At 73.8% G+C, this 16,918-nt stretch carries 16 protein-coding genes, 1 tRNA gene and 2 pseudogenes; 6 read left to right on the forward strand and 13 right to left on the reverse strand.

The features are described 5' to 3' along the window. Positions 1 to 68 precede the first annotated feature (68 nt). A pseudogene (locus ABGB16_RS20225) lies at positions 69 to 341 on the forward strand (HNH endonuclease); the annotation flags it as partial. Positions 342 to 508: 167 nt separating this feature from the next. Here the strand turns inward: ABGB16_RS20225 and ABGB16_RS20230 are convergent. Next, positions 509 to 1,282 (reverse strand): enoyl-CoA hydratase/isomerase family protein, encoded by a 774-nt coding sequence (locus tag ABGB16_RS20230; protein WP_347669652.1) that lies wholly within the window; start codon positions 1,280 to 1,282, stop codon positions 509 to 511. A gap of 126 nt (positions 1,283 to 1,408) precedes the next feature. Continuing rightward, the gene (locus tag ABGB16_RS20235) at positions 1,409 to 3,796 is read right to left on the reverse strand and encodes a M4 family metallopeptidase (protein WP_347669653.1); all 2,388 of its coding nucleotides are present in this window, start codon (positions 3,794 to 3,796) and stop codon (positions 1,409 to 1,411) included. A gap of 165 nt (positions 3,797 to 3,961) precedes the next feature. Between ABGB16_RS20235 and ABGB16_RS20240 the strand changes: the two genes are divergently transcribed. Further along, positions 3,962 to 4,498, forward strand: a complete 537-nt coding sequence (locus ABGB16_RS20240; protein ID WP_347669654.1) for a hypothetical protein — start codon at positions 3,962 to 3,964, stop codon at positions 4,496 to 4,498. A 146-nt stretch (positions 4,499 to 4,644) separates the two neighbouring features. Here the strand turns inward: ABGB16_RS20240 and ABGB16_RS20245 are convergent, their stop codons facing one another. The 6 genes from ABGB16_RS20245 to ABGB16_RS20270 all read right to left on the reverse strand — a co-directional run bounded on the left by ABGB16_RS20245 (position 4,645) and on the right by ABGB16_RS20270 (position 7,204). Next, on the reverse strand, positions 4,645 to 5,073 hold the full coding sequence (locus ABGB16_RS20245; RefSeq protein WP_347669668.1) for an ASCH domain-containing protein: 429 nt from the start codon (positions 5,071 to 5,073) through the stop codon (positions 4,645 to 4,647). Between the two features lie 32 nt (positions 5,074 to 5,105). After that, on the reverse strand, positions 5,106 to 5,654 hold the full coding sequence (locus ABGB16_RS20250; RefSeq protein ID WP_347669655.1) for a histidine phosphatase family protein: 549 nt from the start codon (positions 5,652 to 5,654) through the stop codon (positions 5,106 to 5,108). 155 nt (positions 5,655 to 5,809) lie between these two features. Then, positions 5,810 to 6,229: a VOC family protein gene (locus ABGB16_RS20255; RefSeq protein ID WP_347669656.1), complete on the reverse strand. Its 420-nt coding sequence runs from the start codon at positions 6,227 to 6,229 to the stop codon at positions 5,810 to 5,812. A 35-nt stretch (positions 6,230 to 6,264) separates the two neighbouring features. Then, entirely contained in the window at positions 6,265 to 6,663 is a 399-nt protein-coding gene (locus ABGB16_RS20260; RefSeq protein ID WP_347669657.1) for an AraC family transcriptional regulator, read from the reverse strand. A 35-nt stretch (positions 6,664 to 6,698) separates the two neighbouring features. Beyond that, positions 6,699 to 6,908 carry a hypothetical protein gene (locus ABGB16_RS20265; RefSeq protein ID WP_347669658.1) on the reverse strand — a complete coding sequence of 70 codons (210 nt, stop codon included), beginning with the start codon at positions 6,906 to 6,908 and terminating at the stop codon, positions 6,699 to 6,701. A 219-nt stretch (positions 6,909 to 7,127) separates the two neighbouring features. Then, positions 7,128 to 7,204 (reverse strand) — tRNA-Thr (locus ABGB16_RS20270). A 364-nt stretch (positions 7,205 to 7,568) separates the two neighbouring features. Here ABGB16_RS20270 and ugpC point away from each other — a divergent pair. Beyond that, on the forward strand, positions 7,569 to 8,660 hold the full coding sequence (gene ugpC / locus ABGB16_RS20275; RefSeq protein WP_347669659.1) for a sn-glycerol-3-phosphate ABC transporter ATP-binding protein UgpC: 1,092 nt from the start codon (positions 7,569 to 7,571) through the stop codon (positions 8,658 to 8,660). A 74-nt stretch (positions 8,661 to 8,734) separates the two neighbouring features. Here the strand turns inward: ugpC and rlmB are convergent, their stop codons facing one another. Beyond that, positions 8,735 to 9,868 carry a 23S rRNA (guanosine(2251)-2'-O)-methyltransferase RlmB gene (gene rlmB / locus ABGB16_RS20280; RefSeq protein ID WP_347669660.1) on the reverse strand — a complete coding sequence of 378 codons (1,134 nt, stop codon included), beginning with the start codon at positions 9,866 to 9,868 and terminating at the stop codon, positions 8,735 to 8,737. Then, entirely contained in the window at positions 9,868 to 11,283 is a 1,416-nt protein-coding gene (cysS, locus tag ABGB16_RS20285; protein WP_347669661.1) for a cysteine--tRNA ligase, read from the reverse strand. The genes rlmB and cysS overlap by 1 nt, the downstream gene beginning before the upstream one ends. Before the next feature lie 507 nt (positions 11,284 to 11,790). Here cysS and ABGB16_RS20290 point away from each other — a divergent pair. Both ABGB16_RS20290 and ABGB16_RS20295 read left to right on the forward strand, forming a co-directional pair. Beyond that, positions 11,791 to 12,402 (forward strand): helix-turn-helix domain-containing protein, encoded by a 612-nt coding sequence (locus ABGB16_RS20290; protein ID WP_347669669.1) that lies wholly within the window; start codon positions 11,791 to 11,793, stop codon positions 12,400 to 12,402. A gap of 372 nt (positions 12,403 to 12,774) precedes the next feature. Continuing rightward, positions 12,775 to 13,911, forward strand: coding sequence for a hypothetical protein (locus tag ABGB16_RS20295; RefSeq protein WP_347669662.1), 1,137 nt, complete (start codon positions 12,775 to 12,777; stop codon positions 13,909 to 13,911). A gap of 601 nt (positions 13,912 to 14,512) precedes the next feature. Here ABGB16_RS20295 and ABGB16_RS20300 read toward each other — a convergent pair. Continuing rightward, on the reverse strand, positions 14,513 to 15,490 hold the full coding sequence (locus ABGB16_RS20300) for an EamA family transporter (protein ID WP_347669663.1): 978 nt from the start codon (positions 15,488 to 15,490) through the stop codon (positions 14,513 to 14,515). 77 nt (positions 15,491 to 15,567) lie between these two features. Between ABGB16_RS20300 and ABGB16_RS20305 the strand changes: the two genes are divergently transcribed. Beyond that, complete coding sequence (locus ABGB16_RS20305; RefSeq protein ID WP_347669664.1) at positions 15,568 to 16,113, forward strand: CGNR zinc finger domain-containing protein; 546 nt, start codon at positions 15,568 to 15,570, stop codon at positions 16,111 to 16,113. Positions 16,114 to 16,138: 25 nt separating this feature from the next. Here ABGB16_RS20305 and ABGB16_RS20310 read toward each other — a convergent pair whose 3' ends face one another. Both ABGB16_RS20310 and ABGB16_RS20315 read right to left on the reverse strand, forming a co-directional pair. Continuing rightward, entirely contained in the window at positions 16,139 to 16,747 is a 609-nt protein-coding gene (locus ABGB16_RS20310) for a GNAT family N-acetyltransferase (RefSeq protein WP_347669665.1), read from the reverse strand. Positions 16,748 to 16,811: 64 nt separating this feature from the next. Beyond that, a pseudogene (locus ABGB16_RS20315) lies at positions 16,812 to 16,918 on the reverse strand (IS5/IS1182 family transposase); the annotation flags it as partial.

Raw genomic sequence — 16,918 nt, forward strand, 5'->3', positions numbered from 1 at the left:
ACGGTTGCCGATCCGTTGGTCTCCGGGGCGGGTGGCCCGACTGACGCGTGCCCGCACGCGTCGAGCCGGTGACCCGCTGGCGGTTCGGCGCCGGCCCGCCCTGGTCCCGGGCCGGGGTGCTGCGCCGCGACGGCCGGCGCTGCGCGTACTGCGGCGGGCCGGCCAGCACGGTCGACCACATCCTGCCCCGCTCGCGCGGCGGCCGGAACACCTGGCGGAACACCACCGCCGCCTGCTACGGCTGCAACCAGCGCAAGGGCGACCTGACGCCGGCCGAGGCGGGCATGCCGCTGCGGCGCGAGCCGGTCGTACCGAGCTGGGCGTCGCTCGCCGGGCGGTGACGAGCGGGGCCGGCGGGCATCGGGGGGCCGCATCGGGGTACGCCCCGGCGCGGCACCCGTCGGCCCCTCCGGGGCGTACCTCCACGGCCCCGCCCACCGCGAGCGACGCCCGGGCGTCAACCGGCGGTGGGCGTCAGCCGGCGGTGGGCGTCAGCCGGCGGTGGGCGTCAGCCGGCGGTGGGCGGGGTCCAGCGGAACACGGGGGGCCGGCGCTCGTTGGCCGCCGCCACCCCTTCGCGGGCCTCCCCGCTCTCCCGCGCCTTCCGGTGCCACCAGGCGATGCGGGCCGGGCCGGCCCGGTCGTCGACGATCTCCTTGGCCGCGGCGATCGTGAGCCGGGAGCGCTCCGCGATCGTGGCCGTCAGCGCGTCCGTTCGCGCGGAGAGCCCGTCGGGCGGCAGCACCTCGTCGACCAGGCCGATCCGCAGCGCCCGCTCGGCGTCGATCAGCTCGGCGGTGAAGAGCAGGTGCTTCGCGGCGGACGGGCCGACCAGGCGGGTCAGCCGCCGGGTGGTCGGCGCGGGGTACACCAGGCCCAGCCGCGCCGGCGGCACGCCGAACCGCGCGTCGGCGGCGGCGATCCGCAGGTCGCAGGCCACCGCGAGCTGGCAGCCGCCCCCGACGCAGGCGCCCTCGATCGCGGCCACGGTCGGCCGGTCGAACGCGGCGAGCCGTTCCTCCGCGGCGACGGCGATGCTGGCGTCCCCGGCGTTCAGCAGCTCGTCGAGATCCCCGAGGTCGGCGCCGGCGCAGAAGGTGCCGCCGGCGCCGGTGAGCACCAGGACGCGGACCCGCTCGTCCGCCTCCAGCCGGTCCAGCAGCACCGGCAGCCGCCGCCACATCGCCGGGGTCATGGCGTTGCGCCGCCCCGGATTGGAGATCACGATCCTGGCCACCGGCCCGGCCGTCGCCACGGTCAACTCCGCGTCCGACACCGTCACCGCCCCCTCGCCTCGCCCGACCCCCGGCGCTCGGGAGCGCGCCGACCGGTGCGGCGACCATAACGGCGCGGGCCCGGCGACCACCCGTGTGGGGTGGCCGCCGGGCCCGCCGGCGGTCCGGCTACGTCAGGAGACGTTGACCGCCGTGTCGTCCACGACGAACGAGGTCTGCAGCGAGACGTCCTCCGTGCCGGTGAACTTCAGGGTGACGGTCTGGCCCGCGTACGCGGCCAGGGAGAACGACTTCTGGCTGTACCCGGTGGCCTTGTTCAGGTTCGAGTAGGTGGCCAGGGTCGCCAGCACCGTCCCGGACGAGTTGAGCACCTGCACCCGCAGCGTGTCGTACGCCGTGGTCGTGGTGCTCTCGGCCGAGTCGATGTGCAGCCAGAAGCTGAAGGTGTACGAGGCGCAGCCGGCCGGCAGGCTCACGGACTGGGAGAGCGTGTCGGTGTGGCTGGTGCCGTAGCCGTCCATCCAGGCGTTCCAGGTGCCGGTGCGCGGCGGCTGACCACCGCTGCCGTTCTGGCCGATGACGCCGGCGCTGGCCGTCCAGACCGTGTTGCCGGACTCGAAGCCGGGGTTGCCGAGCTTCTGGCCCGGGCTGGTGCAGCCGCCGGTGCCGTTGACGGTCAGCGTGTACGTCGCCGTGCGGTTGCCCGAGGTGGCCGCGCCGGTGACCGTGACGGTGTACGTGCCCGGCGCGGTGCTGGCCGAGGTGCTGATGGTCAGGGTGGACGAGCCGCCCGAGGTGACCGAGGCCGGGTTGAACGACGCGGACGCGCCGCTCGGCAGGCCGGACGCGGAGAACGTCACGGTCTGCGCGGAGCCGCTGGTGGTCGCGGTCGACACGGTGGTGGAGACGGCGCTGCCCGGGTTCACCGAGCCGGCGGTCGGCGACAGCGTCACGGAGAAGTCGTTGCCGGTCGAGCAGGGCGCGTCGTTGCCGGCCACGTTCACCGCGGTCCACGCCGCCTGGACGGTCTTGTACTCGGTGGAGCAGGTGCCGTACAGGTCGGTCGCCGCGCGCAGGGTGTACGCCCGGGCGGTGTTGGCCGGGTTGGTGGTGTTGACGTACGACGTGCTGGAGGTGAAGTACACGTCGAGCGCGCGGTACCAGATCTTCTCCGCCTTGGTCCGGCCGATGCCGGTCACCGCCGGGGCGGAGCCGCAGAGCGGCGAGGTGCCGTACGCGGTGGAGCCGGTGCCCTCGGCGAGGTTGAAGAAGAAGTGGTTGCCCGGGCCGGAGGAGTAGTGCACGTCGACGTTCTTGGTGCTGGTCGACCAGCAGGTGTGCGACGCGCCGTCCAGGCCGGGGTTGTACATGTAGCGCAGCGGCGTGCCGTCGCCGTTGATGTTGATCTTCTCGCCGATCTGGTAGTCGCCCGGGTCGGAGGTCGTGTTGGCGTAGAACTCGACCGCGGTGCCGAAGATGTCGCTGGTGGCCTCGTTGAGGCCGCCGGACTCGCCGGAGTAGACCAGGCCGGAGAGCGCCTCGGTGACGCCGTGGGCCATCTCGTGGCCGGCCACGTCGAGGGCGACCAGCGGGCGGGCGTTGCTCGCGCCGTCACCGTAGGTCATCCGGGAGCCGTCCCAGAAGGCGTTGGCGTAGTTGTTGCCGTAGTGCACCCGGCTCGGCACGCCCCGGCCGTCGCCGAAGATGCCGTTGCGGCCGTGCACCAGCTTGAAGTAGTCGAACGTCTTGGCGGCGCCGAAGTGGGCGTCGACGCCGGCCGACTGCCGGTTGGAGTTGGTGCCGTTGCCCCAGACGTTGTCGGCGTCGGTGAACGTGGTGCAGGTCGACGTGCCGTTGTTCATGTCGCAGGTCGTGCCGTTGCCGTGCGACGGGTCGACCATCTGGTACGTGCTGCCGGAGAGCGTCGTGTCGACGGTGACGGTGCCGGAGTAGATGCTGTTGCCGGTGCCGGCGACCGACTCGATCTCGTCGAAGGAGCCGATGACCTTGCCGGTGACCGCGTCGGTGATGACGTGCAGGCGCGACGGCGTCTGCTTGTCGGCCTGCCAGCCGGAGGCGACGGTCTCCCAGGCCAGCCGCCCCTTGCCGGAGCTGGCGTCGACGAAGAGCTCGGGAGCACCCACCTCGGTGAGCGAACCGGAGAACTCCTGGCGGGCGGCCTCCTTGGCCTTCGCGGAGGAGACCTTCGGGGTCACGCTGAGGGCCAGCGGGGCCGCGAGGCCCACCGAGGACCCGGCGTACGCGCCGTTCGCCGCGGTGTGGATGACGAAGTCACCACCGTAGACACGCAGCCCGTGGTAGGTCCGGGTGTACTTGGTGTGCGCCGCGCCGTCGGCGTCCACCTTCGTGCGGACGGCCTGGTACGCCTCTCCGCTGGCGCCCTGGACGGCGCCGGGGTTGCTGCGGAGGATCGACTCGGCGCGGGTGGCGGGCGAGGAGTCCGGGGCCGCGGCGGTGGGTGCTGCCTGCGCGGTTGTGGCGACGGTCAGCAGGCCGCCGGTCAGCAGCGCTACGCCGACGGCTGCGAGGGATTTCTTCACGTGCCCTCCTGCAAGGAATGCGTGACGAGGGTAGTCACGTATGTAGATATAGCTATGCATCGAGGAAAAGAGAAGAGGGCAGCCGATTCCCGATCCCAACACTGGCCGTTCGGGGGAGGGACCGCAGGTGAGGAACCACACAGAGTCCGGACACGTCCGACCGGCATGAGACCCTTCCCCGCGCGCCTGGCCCCGATCGCCGTGCTGTTCGTGGCGCTGAGCGGGTGTTCGACGAAGCAGCCCGACCCACCCGCACCGCCGCCTTCGGCGGCCGCCGCGTCGCCCTCCACCACCAGCGCACCGGCCCCGCCCGACGCCGGAACGCCCACCGCGACCGCGCCGGCGGGCACCCCCTCCGCCGCCGCCGTCCGGGTCACCCTCCGCCGTTCGGGCGGCATCGCCGGACAGCACCACACGGTCACCGTGGAGCGGGACGGCCGGTGGACGGCCGTGGACCACACCGGCGCCCGGAGCAGCGGCCGACTGGGCGCGGCCGATCTCGACCGGCTGCGGCGGCTCGCCGCCGACCCCACGCTACGGAGCGCCGCCAGCCCCGAACCGGACGGCCACTGCGCCGACGCCTTCGCCTATCGCCTCACCATCGGCGCGACCACGGTGAACTGGCTCGACTGCGCCGCGGCAGGCACCCCGCCCGAGGCCGCGTCGGCGCTGGCCGCCCTCATCCTCGAAGCCGCCCAGTGATCGAAGCCGCCCAGCGATCGAAGCCGCCCAGCGATCCGCCGTCGCCGAGGCACGCCGACCGGCCCGGCCGACGCCGGCGGCCGGCTGACCGGTGGTCGGCCGGAGCCGCCGATCAACCGGAGCCCGGGGGCCCGCCTCGCGACCTGTCAGAGCCGCCGCACCAGCCGGAACCGCACGGCGACCGCCAGCATGTCGTCGTCCACCGTGAACTCCGGGTCGCCGAGGTAGCCGCGGTAGTCGGGGCCGTGCCAGTACTCCTCGTGGCCGGCCCGCCAGGCGGCGACCGAGTCGTACCCCTCGCCCTCGTCGCGCGCGTGGTCGAGATCGACGTCGCCGAGCCGGACCACGCGCACGTCGGTCACCTCGATCACCGCGACCGGGCGGTCGGCGGAGTCGACCACCACCGAGCGGTCGCCGACCGCCGACAGCGGCTCGCCGTCCCGCTCGTAGTCGGCGAGCAGGCCGGTGGTGGAGGTCTTGGCCCCGGAGAGCACGGCCGCGACCAGTTGGTCGCGCAACGGCCCCGGGAAGGCGAAGTAGGTCCTCGGCAGGTCGGGCGTGTTCGGCGGCGTCACAAGCTCCGACGGTAGCCGCAGGGCGGCGTCGCTCACACCCGATGATCCGCCGGCAGCCCCGTGCCGCGCAGCTCGGGCGGCAGGTGGGCCACGTCGTTCGCCGCGATCAGGGTCGGCGGGGCGGCGTCGGAGTAGCGGATCACCGTCAGTCCCGCGTTGTGGTGGTTCAGCCCGAGCCAGCGCCCGGCCGGGGCGTCCAGGGCATGCCGGACCAGCCAGGCGATCAGGAACGTGTGGGTGACGACCAGGATCCGGTCGTCACCGTCGGCCGGCGGCCCGGCGAACCGTCGTACGGCGTCCGCCGTCAGCCGCGGCCCGTCGACCCGCTCGCGCGCGGAGAATTTGGCCAGGAGGTTCGCGTACGCCGGGGGCAGGCCGGCCGGGTCGGTGTCGTGCGGCAGATGGTCGCCGGCCAACTCGGTCGCGTACACCGGGATCCCGGGCAGGGACCGGGTGACCAGCGTGGCGGTCTCCGCGGCCCGGGGCAGCGGGCCGTGGTGGACGGCGCGCAACGGTACGCCACGCAGCCGCTCGCCGAGCAGCAGCGCCTGCCGCCGGCCCCGGTCGGAGAAGCCCGACATCCGGCGGGTCTTCGGTGGCGTCGGCGGGCCGGTCCTGCTCGCCGTGCCGGGCCAGATAGAGCAGGCGGCTCGCCATCGTCACCTCGCACGGGTCGGGAGGCGCGATGCCAACCCGCGCCTCCCCGGCCCCTCGTCGCCGTGCCGCCGCGGGCCCCTCAGGCCCGCGGGAACATCTGGCCGATACGGATCTTGTTGCCGAACGGGTCCCGGATGCCGAAGTCGATGCCGTACGGCCGCTCGGTCGGCTCGTCGTAGCACTCCACGCCCTTCGCCACCAGCTCCTCGTACGTCTTGTGGGCGTCGTCCGTGGTCATGAAGAGGTGGCCGCCCAGCGCGCCCTTGGTGAGCAGCTCCCGGACCTGCTCGGCGGTGGCCGGGTCGAGGGCCGGCGGCCCGGGCTTCTCCAGCAGGACCTCGCGCTCCGGGTCGCCGGGCAGGTTGACCGTGAGCCAGCGCATGAAGCCGAGGTCGACGTCGGTGTTGACCTCCATGCCGAGCTTGCCCACGTAGAAGTCGAGGGCCTCGTCCTGGTCGAGCACGTAGATCTGGGAGCGGCTGATCGCGTTCATCGTCATGCCCGGAACGCTATGGCATTGGCCTGACCTGCCGCTTATCCGAAACTGCTCGGTCTCATCCACGCCTTCACGAAGCACGACGGCACGTTCGCCGGGACCTTGCGCCGGCGGTACTCCGTCGGAGACTCACCGACGATCTGCCGGAACGTTCGGCTGAAGGTGCCGAGGCTGCCGAAGCCCACGGCGAAGCAGACGTCGGTGACGTCCCGGTCGGTCCGCGTCAGCAGGTACATCGCCCGCTCGACCCGGCGCCGCTGGAGGTAACGGTGCGGGGTCTCGCCGAACGTGGCGCGGAAGGTACGGATGAAGTGCGCCTCGGAGACGTGCGCTATCCGGGCCAGCGCGGGGATGTCCAGAGGTTGGGCGTACGCCCGGTCCATGGCGTCGCGGGCGCGCAGCATCGCCCGGTTGGACTCCTCGACCGCCCGACTCATGCCCACCCCTTCGTACCTGGCCAGGATACGAGCCGTCACAGGTGGCGCGTGAGGCCGAAGGTGTCCAGTTCCACTTCCGGCCCCGGATGCCAGCGCAGGCAGCCCCAGCCGGCCAGGTTGCCGTTCACCTGGATCCACCAGTGCCGCAACGCCGGGTCGCTGAGCCAGTCGACCCAGTCTCGTGGCGACCATGCCAGGCTCGACCAGCGATGCGCGAGCCCGATGCGATCGTGCACGTCCCGCAACTGCGACAGGCTGGCCCCGGCCGGTCCGGGACCGGCACGAGGGTCAGGCCCTGGGGTTCCCGCACCGTGTCGTCCACGAGGGCAATGGTGTCGCCGAACTCCCCGAACGTCGGGAGCGGCAGCGGGCCGGGGGGCTGCCGTGAGCCGGTGGCTGTCAGCGTCACTGTCAACCGCCGGCTCTCGGTCGGCACCCACCCGTCCCGGACAGCCCGATGGAGTTGGAGCCCCCGGCCGGGATCGAACCGGCGACATCTCGCTTACAAGGCGAGTGCTCTGGCCAGCTGAGCTACAGGGGCGCGTCGTTCGTGGCCAGCATAAGCGACGCAGGCCGGAAGATCCGCCTCGGCAGGCCCTCCGAGCACGGAAAACGCCGTTTTGCCGACCCGTTGCCGGCCATTCGTCGGCAGGCGGACCGGTCTACGCGGAGATTGATGCCTGCCTGTGCCCGAGTGACCGGAATGCGCATGCCGTCCGTCCCACCCCATGCTCCCCGTCTTGGCAGGTCACGGAAAGCCGTTTACCGTGCAGTGGCACGGATGACACCAGGTCGCCGTCAGGTTGGCCTGGTCGTCGCCCGGAAGGCCGGCGTCGCACGACGCCGGTCGCTCCTTCACTCGGATCGTCCGGCACGTTCCTGCCGGTGAAAGGAAGCGTTCCAGCATGGCCACGGTCACCTACGCGAAGGCGTCCCGGATCTACCCGGGCACCGAGCGTCCCGCAGTGAACCAGCTCGACCTCGAGATCGGCGACGGGGAGTTCCTCGTCCTGGTCGGTCCCTCCGGTTGCGGCAAGTCCACCAGCCTGCGCATGCTCGCCGGCCTGGAGGACGTCGACGACGGCGCGATCTACATCGACGACCGGGACGTCACCCACCTGCCGCCGAAGGCCCGCGACATCGCGATGGTCTTCCAGAACTACGCCCTCTACCCGCACATGTCGGTGTACGAGAACATGGCGTTCGCCCTCAAGCTGCGCAAGACCCCGAAGGACGAGATCGACCGGCGGGTCAAGGAGGCGGCCGGCCTGCTCCAGCTGGAGGACTTCCTCAACCGCAAGCCGAAGGCCCTCTCCGGCGGTCAGCGTCAGCGGGTCGCCATGGGCCGGGCCATCGTCCGCGAGCCGCAGGTCTTCCTCATGGACGAGCCGCTGTCGAACCTCGACGCCAAGCTCCGCGTGCAGACCCGTACCCAGATCGCGTCGCTGCAGGCCAAGCTGGGCATCACCACGGTCTACGTCACCCACGACCAGGTCGAGGCCATGACGATGGGTCACCGCGTGGCGGTCATGCTCGACGGCAACCTCCAGCAGGTGGACACCCCGCGGGCCCTCTACGACACCCCGGCCAACGTCTTCGTCGCCGGCTTCATGGGCTCCCCCGCCATGAACATCAAGACCGTGCCGCTGACCGACAACGGCGCCGAGTTCGCCGAGCTGGTCATCCCGCTGACCCGGGAGCAGACCGAGGCGGCCCGCGCCGACGGCGCCAACGGCAAGGTGACCGTCGGCTTCCGCCCGGAGGACTGCGACCTGGTCAGCCCGACCGAGGGCGGCATGCCGGTCGTGGTCGAGCTGGTCGAGGACCTCGGCTCGGACGCCAACATCTACGGCCACGCCGCGCTGGAGGGCCAGAACGAGCGGTTCGTGGTCCGCACCGACCGGCGCAACATGCCGAACATGGGCGACACCGTGTTCGTCAAGCCGCGCGCCGACCGTACCCACGTCTTCCACGCCGGCACCGGCAACCGGATCTGACGTACGCGAGAAAGGGGGCGGCCCGCCGACCGGCGGGCCGCCCCCTTTCGTCGTACGCGGATGACGCGGCCGGGTCACGCCTCCGCGGCGCGCCGGCGGGCCACCTCGGCGAGGGTGACGGCGGCGGCGACGCTGGCGTTGAGCGACTCCACGTCGGAGACCATCGGAATGCGCACGGTCAGGTCGCAGGTCTCCCCGACCAGCCGGGACAGCCCGCGCCCCTCGGAGCCCACCACGACGACCAGCGGGCCGACCGCCGCCTCCAGGTCGTACAGGTCGGTGCCGCCGTCGGCGTCCAGCCCGACGACCATGAAGCCGGCGTCCCGGCATGCCTTCAGCGACCGGGTCAGGTTGGTGACCTGGGCGACGGGCACCCGCGCCGCCGCGCCGGCGCTGGTCCGCCAGGCGGTCGCGGTGATCCCGGCCGCCCGCCGCTCGGGTACGAAGACACCCTGCGCGCCGAACGCGGCGGCGGACCGGATCACGGCGCCGAGGTTGCGCGGGTCGGTCACCCCGTCCAGCGCGACCAGCAGCGGGCACGCCTGCTCCAGCGCGGCCGCCACCATGTCCTCGAACGGCTCGTACCCGAACGGCGGCACCTGGAGGCCGACGCCCTGGTGCAGCACCCCGCCGGTCATCCGGTCCAGCTCGGCCCGGCTGACCTCCAGAATCGCGATGCCCCGGTCGGCCGCGGTGCGGATGGCCTCCTTGACCCGGTCGTCGATGTCGATGCCCTGGGCCGTGTAGAGCGCGGTGGCCGGCACCTGGGCGCGCAGCGCCTCCAGCACCGGATTGCGCCCGACGAGCAGCTCCGGGCTGTCCTTGGCCGGGTTGGACTTGCGGCCCGGGGCGACCCGGGGGCCGGTGCGGCCCGTCGGCTTGCCGCCCCGGCCGGCGCCCCCGCCCCGACCGGCAGCGGCGGTGCCGCGCCCGCCGCCCCTGCCCCAGGTGGTGTCCTTGCTGCCCGGCTGGCCGACCTTCGGGGCGCGCCCCTCCTCGGCCGCCGCCCGGCGCTCCTTCTCCTGCTTCCAGGCGGTGCGCTGGGGCAGCTTCTCGGTGCCCGAGTACGCCTTGTGCCAGGGTCGCTCGTCGGCCGGCAGCGTCTTGCCGCGGCCCGCGAGGGCGTCTCGGTTCTTGCCACCGGAGCCCTTGGGGGCGCCCGCCTTCGGCGTCAGTCGCCGGCCACGGCGCTGCGAGTTGCCGGCCATCAGTCCTGCTCTCCAATAGTCCAACGGGGGCCCTGGGGGGTGTCCTCGACCACCACACCCGCCTGCTTGAGCTGGTCGCGGACGGCGTCCGCGGCGGCCCAGTCCTTACGGGCCCGGGCCTGCGCGCGCTGCTCCAGGGCGAGCGCGACCAGCGAGTCCACCGCGTCGCGCAGGTCGCCGGCCCGGCCGCCGCCGGTCCAGACGGCGTCGAGGGGGTCGAGCCCGAGGATATCCAGCATCGCCCGGGCGTCGGCGAGCGCGGTGCGGACCGTCACATCGTCGCCGGCGGTCAGCGCGGTGTTGCCGTCCCGGATCGTCTCGTGCAGCACGGCGAGCGCCGCCGAGGTGTTGAGGTCGTCGTCCATCGCGGCGACGAAGCCGGGCGGCAGCGTGCCGAGCTGCCCGGTGCCGACCCGCTCGGCGGCCCGCTGCACGAACCCCTCGATCCGCCGGTACGCCACCCCGGCCTCGCGCAGCGCGTCCTCGGAGTAGTCGATCCGGGAGCGGTAGTGCGCGGCGGCGTAGTAGTAGCGCAGCTCCACCGGGCGCACCCCGAGCGAGTCGACGTACGCCAGGTCGAGGGCGTTGCCGAGCGACTTGCCCATCTTGGTGCCGGCGATGCTGACCAGCCCGTGGTGCACCCAGTAGCGGGCGAACGGCAGGCCGGCGGCCTGCGACTGGGCGATCTCGTTCTCGTGGTGCGGGAAGGTCAGGTCGAGCCCGCCGCCGTGGATGTCGAACTCCGCGCCCAGGTAGCGCCGGCACATCGCCGAGCACTCGATGTGCCAGCCGGGGCGTCCGCGCCCCCACGGTGAGGGCCAGTACGCGTCGGCCGGCTCGTCGGGCTTGACGCCCTTCCAGAGGGCGAAGTCGCGCGGGTCGCGCTTGCCCCGCTCCGGGGCGTCGTCGGCCGGCTGCATGGCGTCCGGCGACTGACCCGACAGCGACCCGTACGCGGGCCAGGAGGCCACGTCGAAGTAGACGTCGCCGGAGCCGTCGGTGGCCGGGTAGGCGTGCCCGGTGCCGATCAGCTTCGCGATCAGCTCGTGCATCTCCGGGACGTGCCCGGTGGCCCGCGGCTCGTACGTCGGCGGGAGCACGTTCAGCGCCCGGTACGCGGCGTCCAGCGCCTGCTCGTTGGCGTACGCGATCGACCAGAACGGGCGGCCCTGGTCCATCGCCCGGATCAGGATCTTGTCGTCGATGTCGGTGAGGTTGCGGATGAAGGTGACCTCGAAGCCCGAGGCCAGCAACCAGCGGCGCAGCACGTCGTAGTTGACGCCGGAGCGAAGGTGACCGATGTGCGGGGGCGCCTGGAGGGTGAGGCCACACAGGTAGACCCCCACCTTGCCGGCTTCCCGCGGGACGAAGTCCCGCACCGATCGGGTGGCGGTGTCATACAGGCGTAGCGTCACCGTACAAGGGTAGCCGCCCGCGCTTCCCCGGGTCGCTCCGAGTTGGGCCGCACGCCGCCCGCCGCGGCGCGCGGCGAACCGGGACGGTCGGAGGCGGAGCCGGGTCATAGGCTGCCCCTCGTGGACGAGGCGGGACGGCCGGACGGAACGGCCCGGGCGGCGGAGCGGACGGACGGCGCCGGGAACGCGCCGGCGCGCGGAGGCGAGACGGCGCGCGGAGGCGACACGGCGCGCGGAGGCGACACGGCACGCGGAGGCGACACGGCACGCGGAGGCGACACGGCACGCGGAGGCGACACGGCACGCGGAGGCGACACCGCACGCGGAGGCGACACCGCACGCGGAGGCGACACCGCACGCGGAGGCGACACCGCACGCGGAGGCGACACCGCACGCGGAGGCGACACCGCACGCGGAGGCGACACCGCACGCGGAGGCGACACGGCACGCGGAGGCGACACGGCGCGCGGAGGCGACACGGCGCGCGGAGGCGAGACGGCGCAGACCCTGGACCGGGGGCTGCGGCTGCTGCACCTGGTCGCCGACGCGCCGGCCGGGCTGACCGTGACCGAGGCGGCGCACCGGCTGGGCATCGGCCGGGCCGCCGTGTACCGGTTGGTCGGGGCGCTGAGCGGACACGGCATGGTGCGGCGGGACGCCGACGGCCGCCTGCGCCTCGGCGCCGGAGTGCTGCACCTGGCCCGGCGGGCCCAGCCGCTGCTCGCCGAGGGGGCGCTGCCGGCCCTGCGCCGCCTGGCCGAGCAGGCCGGGGCGACCGCGCACCTGACGGTGGTGGAGGGCGGAGAAGGGGTCGCCCTGGCGGTGGTGGAGCCGAGCTGGACGTCGTTCCACGTCGCGTACCGGACGGGGACGCGGCACCCGCTGGAACGGGGGGCGGCCGGACGGGCCATCCTCGCCGGCCGGGCGGGCACGGCTGGCCCGGTGAGCACCACGGGTGAGTTGCAGCCCGGGGCGTACGGGGTGGCCGCGCCGGTGCTCGGCGTACCGGGCTTGGAGGCGAGCGTCGGGGTGGTGGCGCTGGCACCGCTGGACCCGGAGGTGGTGGGCGAACAGGTGCTGGCAGCGGCCGCCGCCGTAGCGGCGGCGTTCGCAACCTGACCCGCCGCCCGGCCGCAGGCGCAGGACCGCCCGGCCGCAGGCAGCAGGACCGCCCGGCCGCAGGCAGCAGGACCGCCCGGCCGCAGGCAGCAGGACCGCCCGGCCGCAGGCAGCAGGACCGCCCGGCCGCAGGCAGCAGGACCGCCCGGCCGCAGGCAGCGGGGCTGCCCGGTCGCAGGCGGCGGGGCTGCCCGCCATGTCGGCGACATGGGGCTGTACCGGCTGCCGGATACCACCATGTCGCCGACATCGCGTCGCCCTTACCACATCGAGCCCCGATCGGGCCGGTTGTCCACAGGGGGACAGCGCGTGGCGTGCGGCGGTTGTCCACAGGGGTGTCGCGACGGGTCGGATGACCGTGACGCTGTGGACATGCCCCCACAACCTCACCGGCCCGGCGCACTGGAGTGGCAGGTCTTCCGCGGTTCGGAGGCCGTCCGGCGCGGGTTGCTCACCCGACACCAGCTCCGCGGCGCGTCCTGGCTGCGCGTACGCCATGACGTGTACGCCGACGTCCGCCTGCACCGCGACCACGGGCTGGCCTGTCGCGCCGCCATGCTGCGGCTGCCGCCCGACGCGCTGCTCGCCGGCCCCTCGGCGGCCTGGCTGCACGGCATCGAGCACGCGGCATCCTTCGCCGACGACGTACACGTGCTCATCCCGAGATCGGCGCGGGTCGACTCCCAACCCGGCATCCGCGTGCACACGCTCGGCGCGGACCTCCCGATCCCGGCGACCCTCGGCGCGGGCGCGGCGACCATCGGCGCAGATGCGGCGACCATCGGCGCAGATGCGGCGACCATCGGCGCAGATGCGGGCGGCCTGTCGGCCCAGCCGGGTCGGGCGTCGGTCTACCCCGGCACGCCGGGCGCTCGCGCGATCAGTCTCGCCACCGGCTGCGGCCCGGCCGGCCTCCGCGTGCCCGGCCCGGCCGCCGACCCCGGCGCGGCCAGCCTTGGCAGGGCCGGCCATGACGCTGGCAGGCTGCCGCGGAGCCAGCCGGCCCAGGCCGCGTGGGAGACGGCGGTGTGGCTGGAGCCGGTCCGGGCGGTGGCCATCGTCGACAGCCTGCTCGGCAGGGGTCTCACCACCCGGGCAGCCCTGGCGGCGGTTGCCGGCCACAACGCGGACCGGCCGGGCGGCCGGCGCGCCCAGTGGGTGTTCGGGCTCGCCGACGGGGGTGCCCAGTCACCACCGGAGTCGCACCTGCGGGTCCGGCTCGTCCTAGCGGGCCTGCCCCGCCCGGTCACCCAGCACCCGGTGCGGCTGGCGTCCGGGCTGGTCCTGCACCCCGACCTGGCGTGGCCCGGCTTCCGGGTCGCCGTTGAGTACGACGGACACTGGCACGCCGACGCCGACCAGCTGCACCGCGACCGGCAACGGCTCAACCACCTCGTCGGGGCGGGCTGGGTGGTGCTGCACGCGACCAGCCGCCGGCTCCACCAGGACTTCCCGGCCCTGGTCCGGGAGGTGCGCGCCGCGCTGGTGGCCCGTGGCTGGCGGCGCTGACCCACCGGAGGGGGCCTCAGCGCCACCATGTCGCCGACATCGCGCACCGGCCCCACCCCGACGCCGCCACCATGTCGCCGACATCGCGCGCACCCTGACACCGCCACGTCGCCGACATCGCGCGCACCCACGCACCCTGACACCGCCACGTCGCCGACATCGCGCACACCCACCCAGCCTCACCGGCCCCACGCACCCCAGACACCACCACATCGCCGACATCGCGCACACCCACCCAGCCTCACCGGCCCCACGCACCCCAGACACCACCACATCGCCGACATCGCGCACACCCACCCAGCCTCACCGGCCCCACGCACCCCAGACACCACCACATCGCCGACATCGCGCACACCCACCCAGCCTCACCGGCCCCACGCACCCCAGACACCACCACATCGCCGACATCGCGCACACCCACGCACCCGGACACCACCACATCGCCGACATCGTGCACCGGCCCCACCCCGACACCGCCACCATGTCGCCGACATCGCGCGCACCCACACACCCGACTACCGTCCCATCGCCGACATCACGCGCCCGCGGGAGCGGGCGCCGGGGGCGGGGCGGGGGCGCGGGAGCGGGGGCGCGGGGGCGGTCAGCGGTCGGTGGCGAGCGCGGGTTCGGTGGGCCGCTCGGCCGGCCGGCCGGCGGCGGCCCGCGCAGCGCGCAGCTCGTCGAGCCGGACCACGGCGACCCCCACGACGATGAGCGCCCCGCCGAGCAGTTGCACGGCGGTCGGCAGCTCGTCCAGCACCAGCCAGGCGATCAGCACCGCGAACATCACCTCGGTCAGCCCGACGAAGGACGACAGCCGGGCACCCAGGATCCGCGTGCCGGCGATGCCCGCCAGGTACGCGACCACGGCGGCGACCAGCGCCAGGCCGGCGACGGGGACCAGCCAGCTGGTGCGCTGCCCGGCGAAGGTGACGTCGCCGAAGGCGGCCCGCAGCGGCAGCACCCCGACCAGGCCGAGTAGGAGCAGGACGGCCGCGCCGACGGCCATGCCGGCGCTGGCCATTGTCACCGAGGGCAGTCCGTCGTCGAGCCGGCCGGCGATCACGAAGTATCCGGCCAGACCGATGGCGGCGCCCAGCCCCCAGAGCACGCCGATCGGGTCGAGGCGGCCGGCGCCGGTGAGGTCCAGCACCCCGACGAGGCCACCGAGCGCCGCCACCGAGCCGGCGACGGTGAGCCCGCGCGGGCGCTGGCCGTGGACCAGCCACATCCAGCCGACCACGAGCACGATGCCCAGGTACTCCAGCAGCAGCGCCACCCCGACCGGGAGGTAACGCACGGCGTTGAAGAAGCACGCCTGCGCCGCGGCGACCCCGAGCAGCCCGAAGACCCCGATGGGGAGCAGGTTGCGGCGCAGCACGCGCAGCCGGCCGCGTACGGCCAGCGCCGCCGGCACCACGAGCACCAGGGCGGCGACGCCGACGCGGGCGACGACGGCCGCCTCCGCCGACCAGCCTGCCTCGATCAGCGACCGGGCGAAGGTGCCCGAGGTGGCGAAGGTGACGGCCGACAACAGCGACAGGCCGAGTCCGACGCCGGCGGCGGGTCGTGGACGCATGACTCTCCTCGGGGTACGTCACAAGCAAAGTAGTCTTATGCTGATGACGCTAGGCCGGCCGAGTGACAGGAGTCAAGTTGCTCTTCGCTCATGACACTGAGTGCGGGCTGATCGCGTCCGCCGCCCTCGTCAACACCGAAAGCGCCCAGGGGGAGGGGCTGCCGGACGTGGCCGCCCTGGGCGCGTTCATCACCGCGCAGGGCTGGACCGGCCGGCACGAGCAGACCGAGGCGGAGCTGCGGTCCGTCCGGGAGCTGCGGCCCCGGCTGCGCCGGATCTGGTACGCCGACACCGACGAGATCGTGGCCATCGTCAACGGTCTGCTCCGCGAGGCCGGGGCGCTGCCGCAACTGATCCGGCACGACGACGAGCCGTACCACCTGCACGCCGTGCCGAGGGACGCGCCGCTGGCCACCCGGATGGCAGTCGAGGCCGCGATGGCCATCGCCGACCTCGTTCGCAGCGGTGAGCTGAGTCGGCTCCGCCGCTGCGCCTATCCGGATTGTGACAACGTGCTGGTGGACCTGTCGAAGAACCGGTCCCGGCGGTTCTGCGACGCCGGTTGCGGCAACCGCGCCGCCGTCACCGCCTACCGCGCCCGCAAGGCCGCCGCGGGCTCCTGACCGGGCACCGGCGACAAGATCGGCCCTACCGGCCCCGGTCGCCGGCCGTCCACTCCGCGCGCAGCAGCTCGTACTCGACCTCGCCGTGCTCCGTGCCCGGGATCGGGTCGTCCCAGTCGAGGTGGAACGTGCGCACGTATCGCAGGCCGGTCTTTTCCATCACCCGGCGGGACGCGGCGTTGACCGCCATCGTCTCCGCCCAGACGCGCCGCAGGCCGAGGGTGGTGAACGCGTACCGGACCAGCGCCAGCGACCCCTCCGTGGCCAGGCCCCTCCCCCACGCCGCCCGGCGCAGCCGGTAGCCCAGCTCGGCCTGCGTCCCGTCGCCGTCCGTCGGCGCGTCGAGGGCGAACCAGCCGAGGAACTCCCCACCCGCCCGGTCCACGGCCGCCCAGCGGCCCAGCCCGGGGTGGCGGTCGTACCCGCGTAGCAGCCGGGGCAGCACCTCGGCCCGGACCACCTCGGCCGGGGTCGGCCGGCCGCCGGTCAGGAACCGCATGACCTCAGGGTCCGAGTCCAGCTCGACCAGGGCGTCGGCGTCGGCTGGGACGAACCGCCGCAGCCGCAGCCGATCGGTCTCCAGCAGGACGCTCGCCCCGGCCCCGAACCCGCCGCTCTCCCCGATGTCAGCCATGGCGTGGATGATGCCGGCACCCGGGCCCGGCGGTCGAGCGGATAAGAGCGACCGGCAATAGGTGTCATCTGAGTCTGCGAGTGGTGGGTCGGGCGTCCCAGCGGTAGAGGGTTCGGGCTCGAGTGATGAGCTGACGGATGGTGACGATGGCGGCGGCCAGGTACAGATAGA

Origin of the sequence: Micromonospora sp. B11E3, assembly GCF_039871625.1 — a bacterium.
GTDB lineage: Bacteria > Actinomycetota > Actinomycetes > Mycobacteriales > Micromonosporaceae > Micromonospora.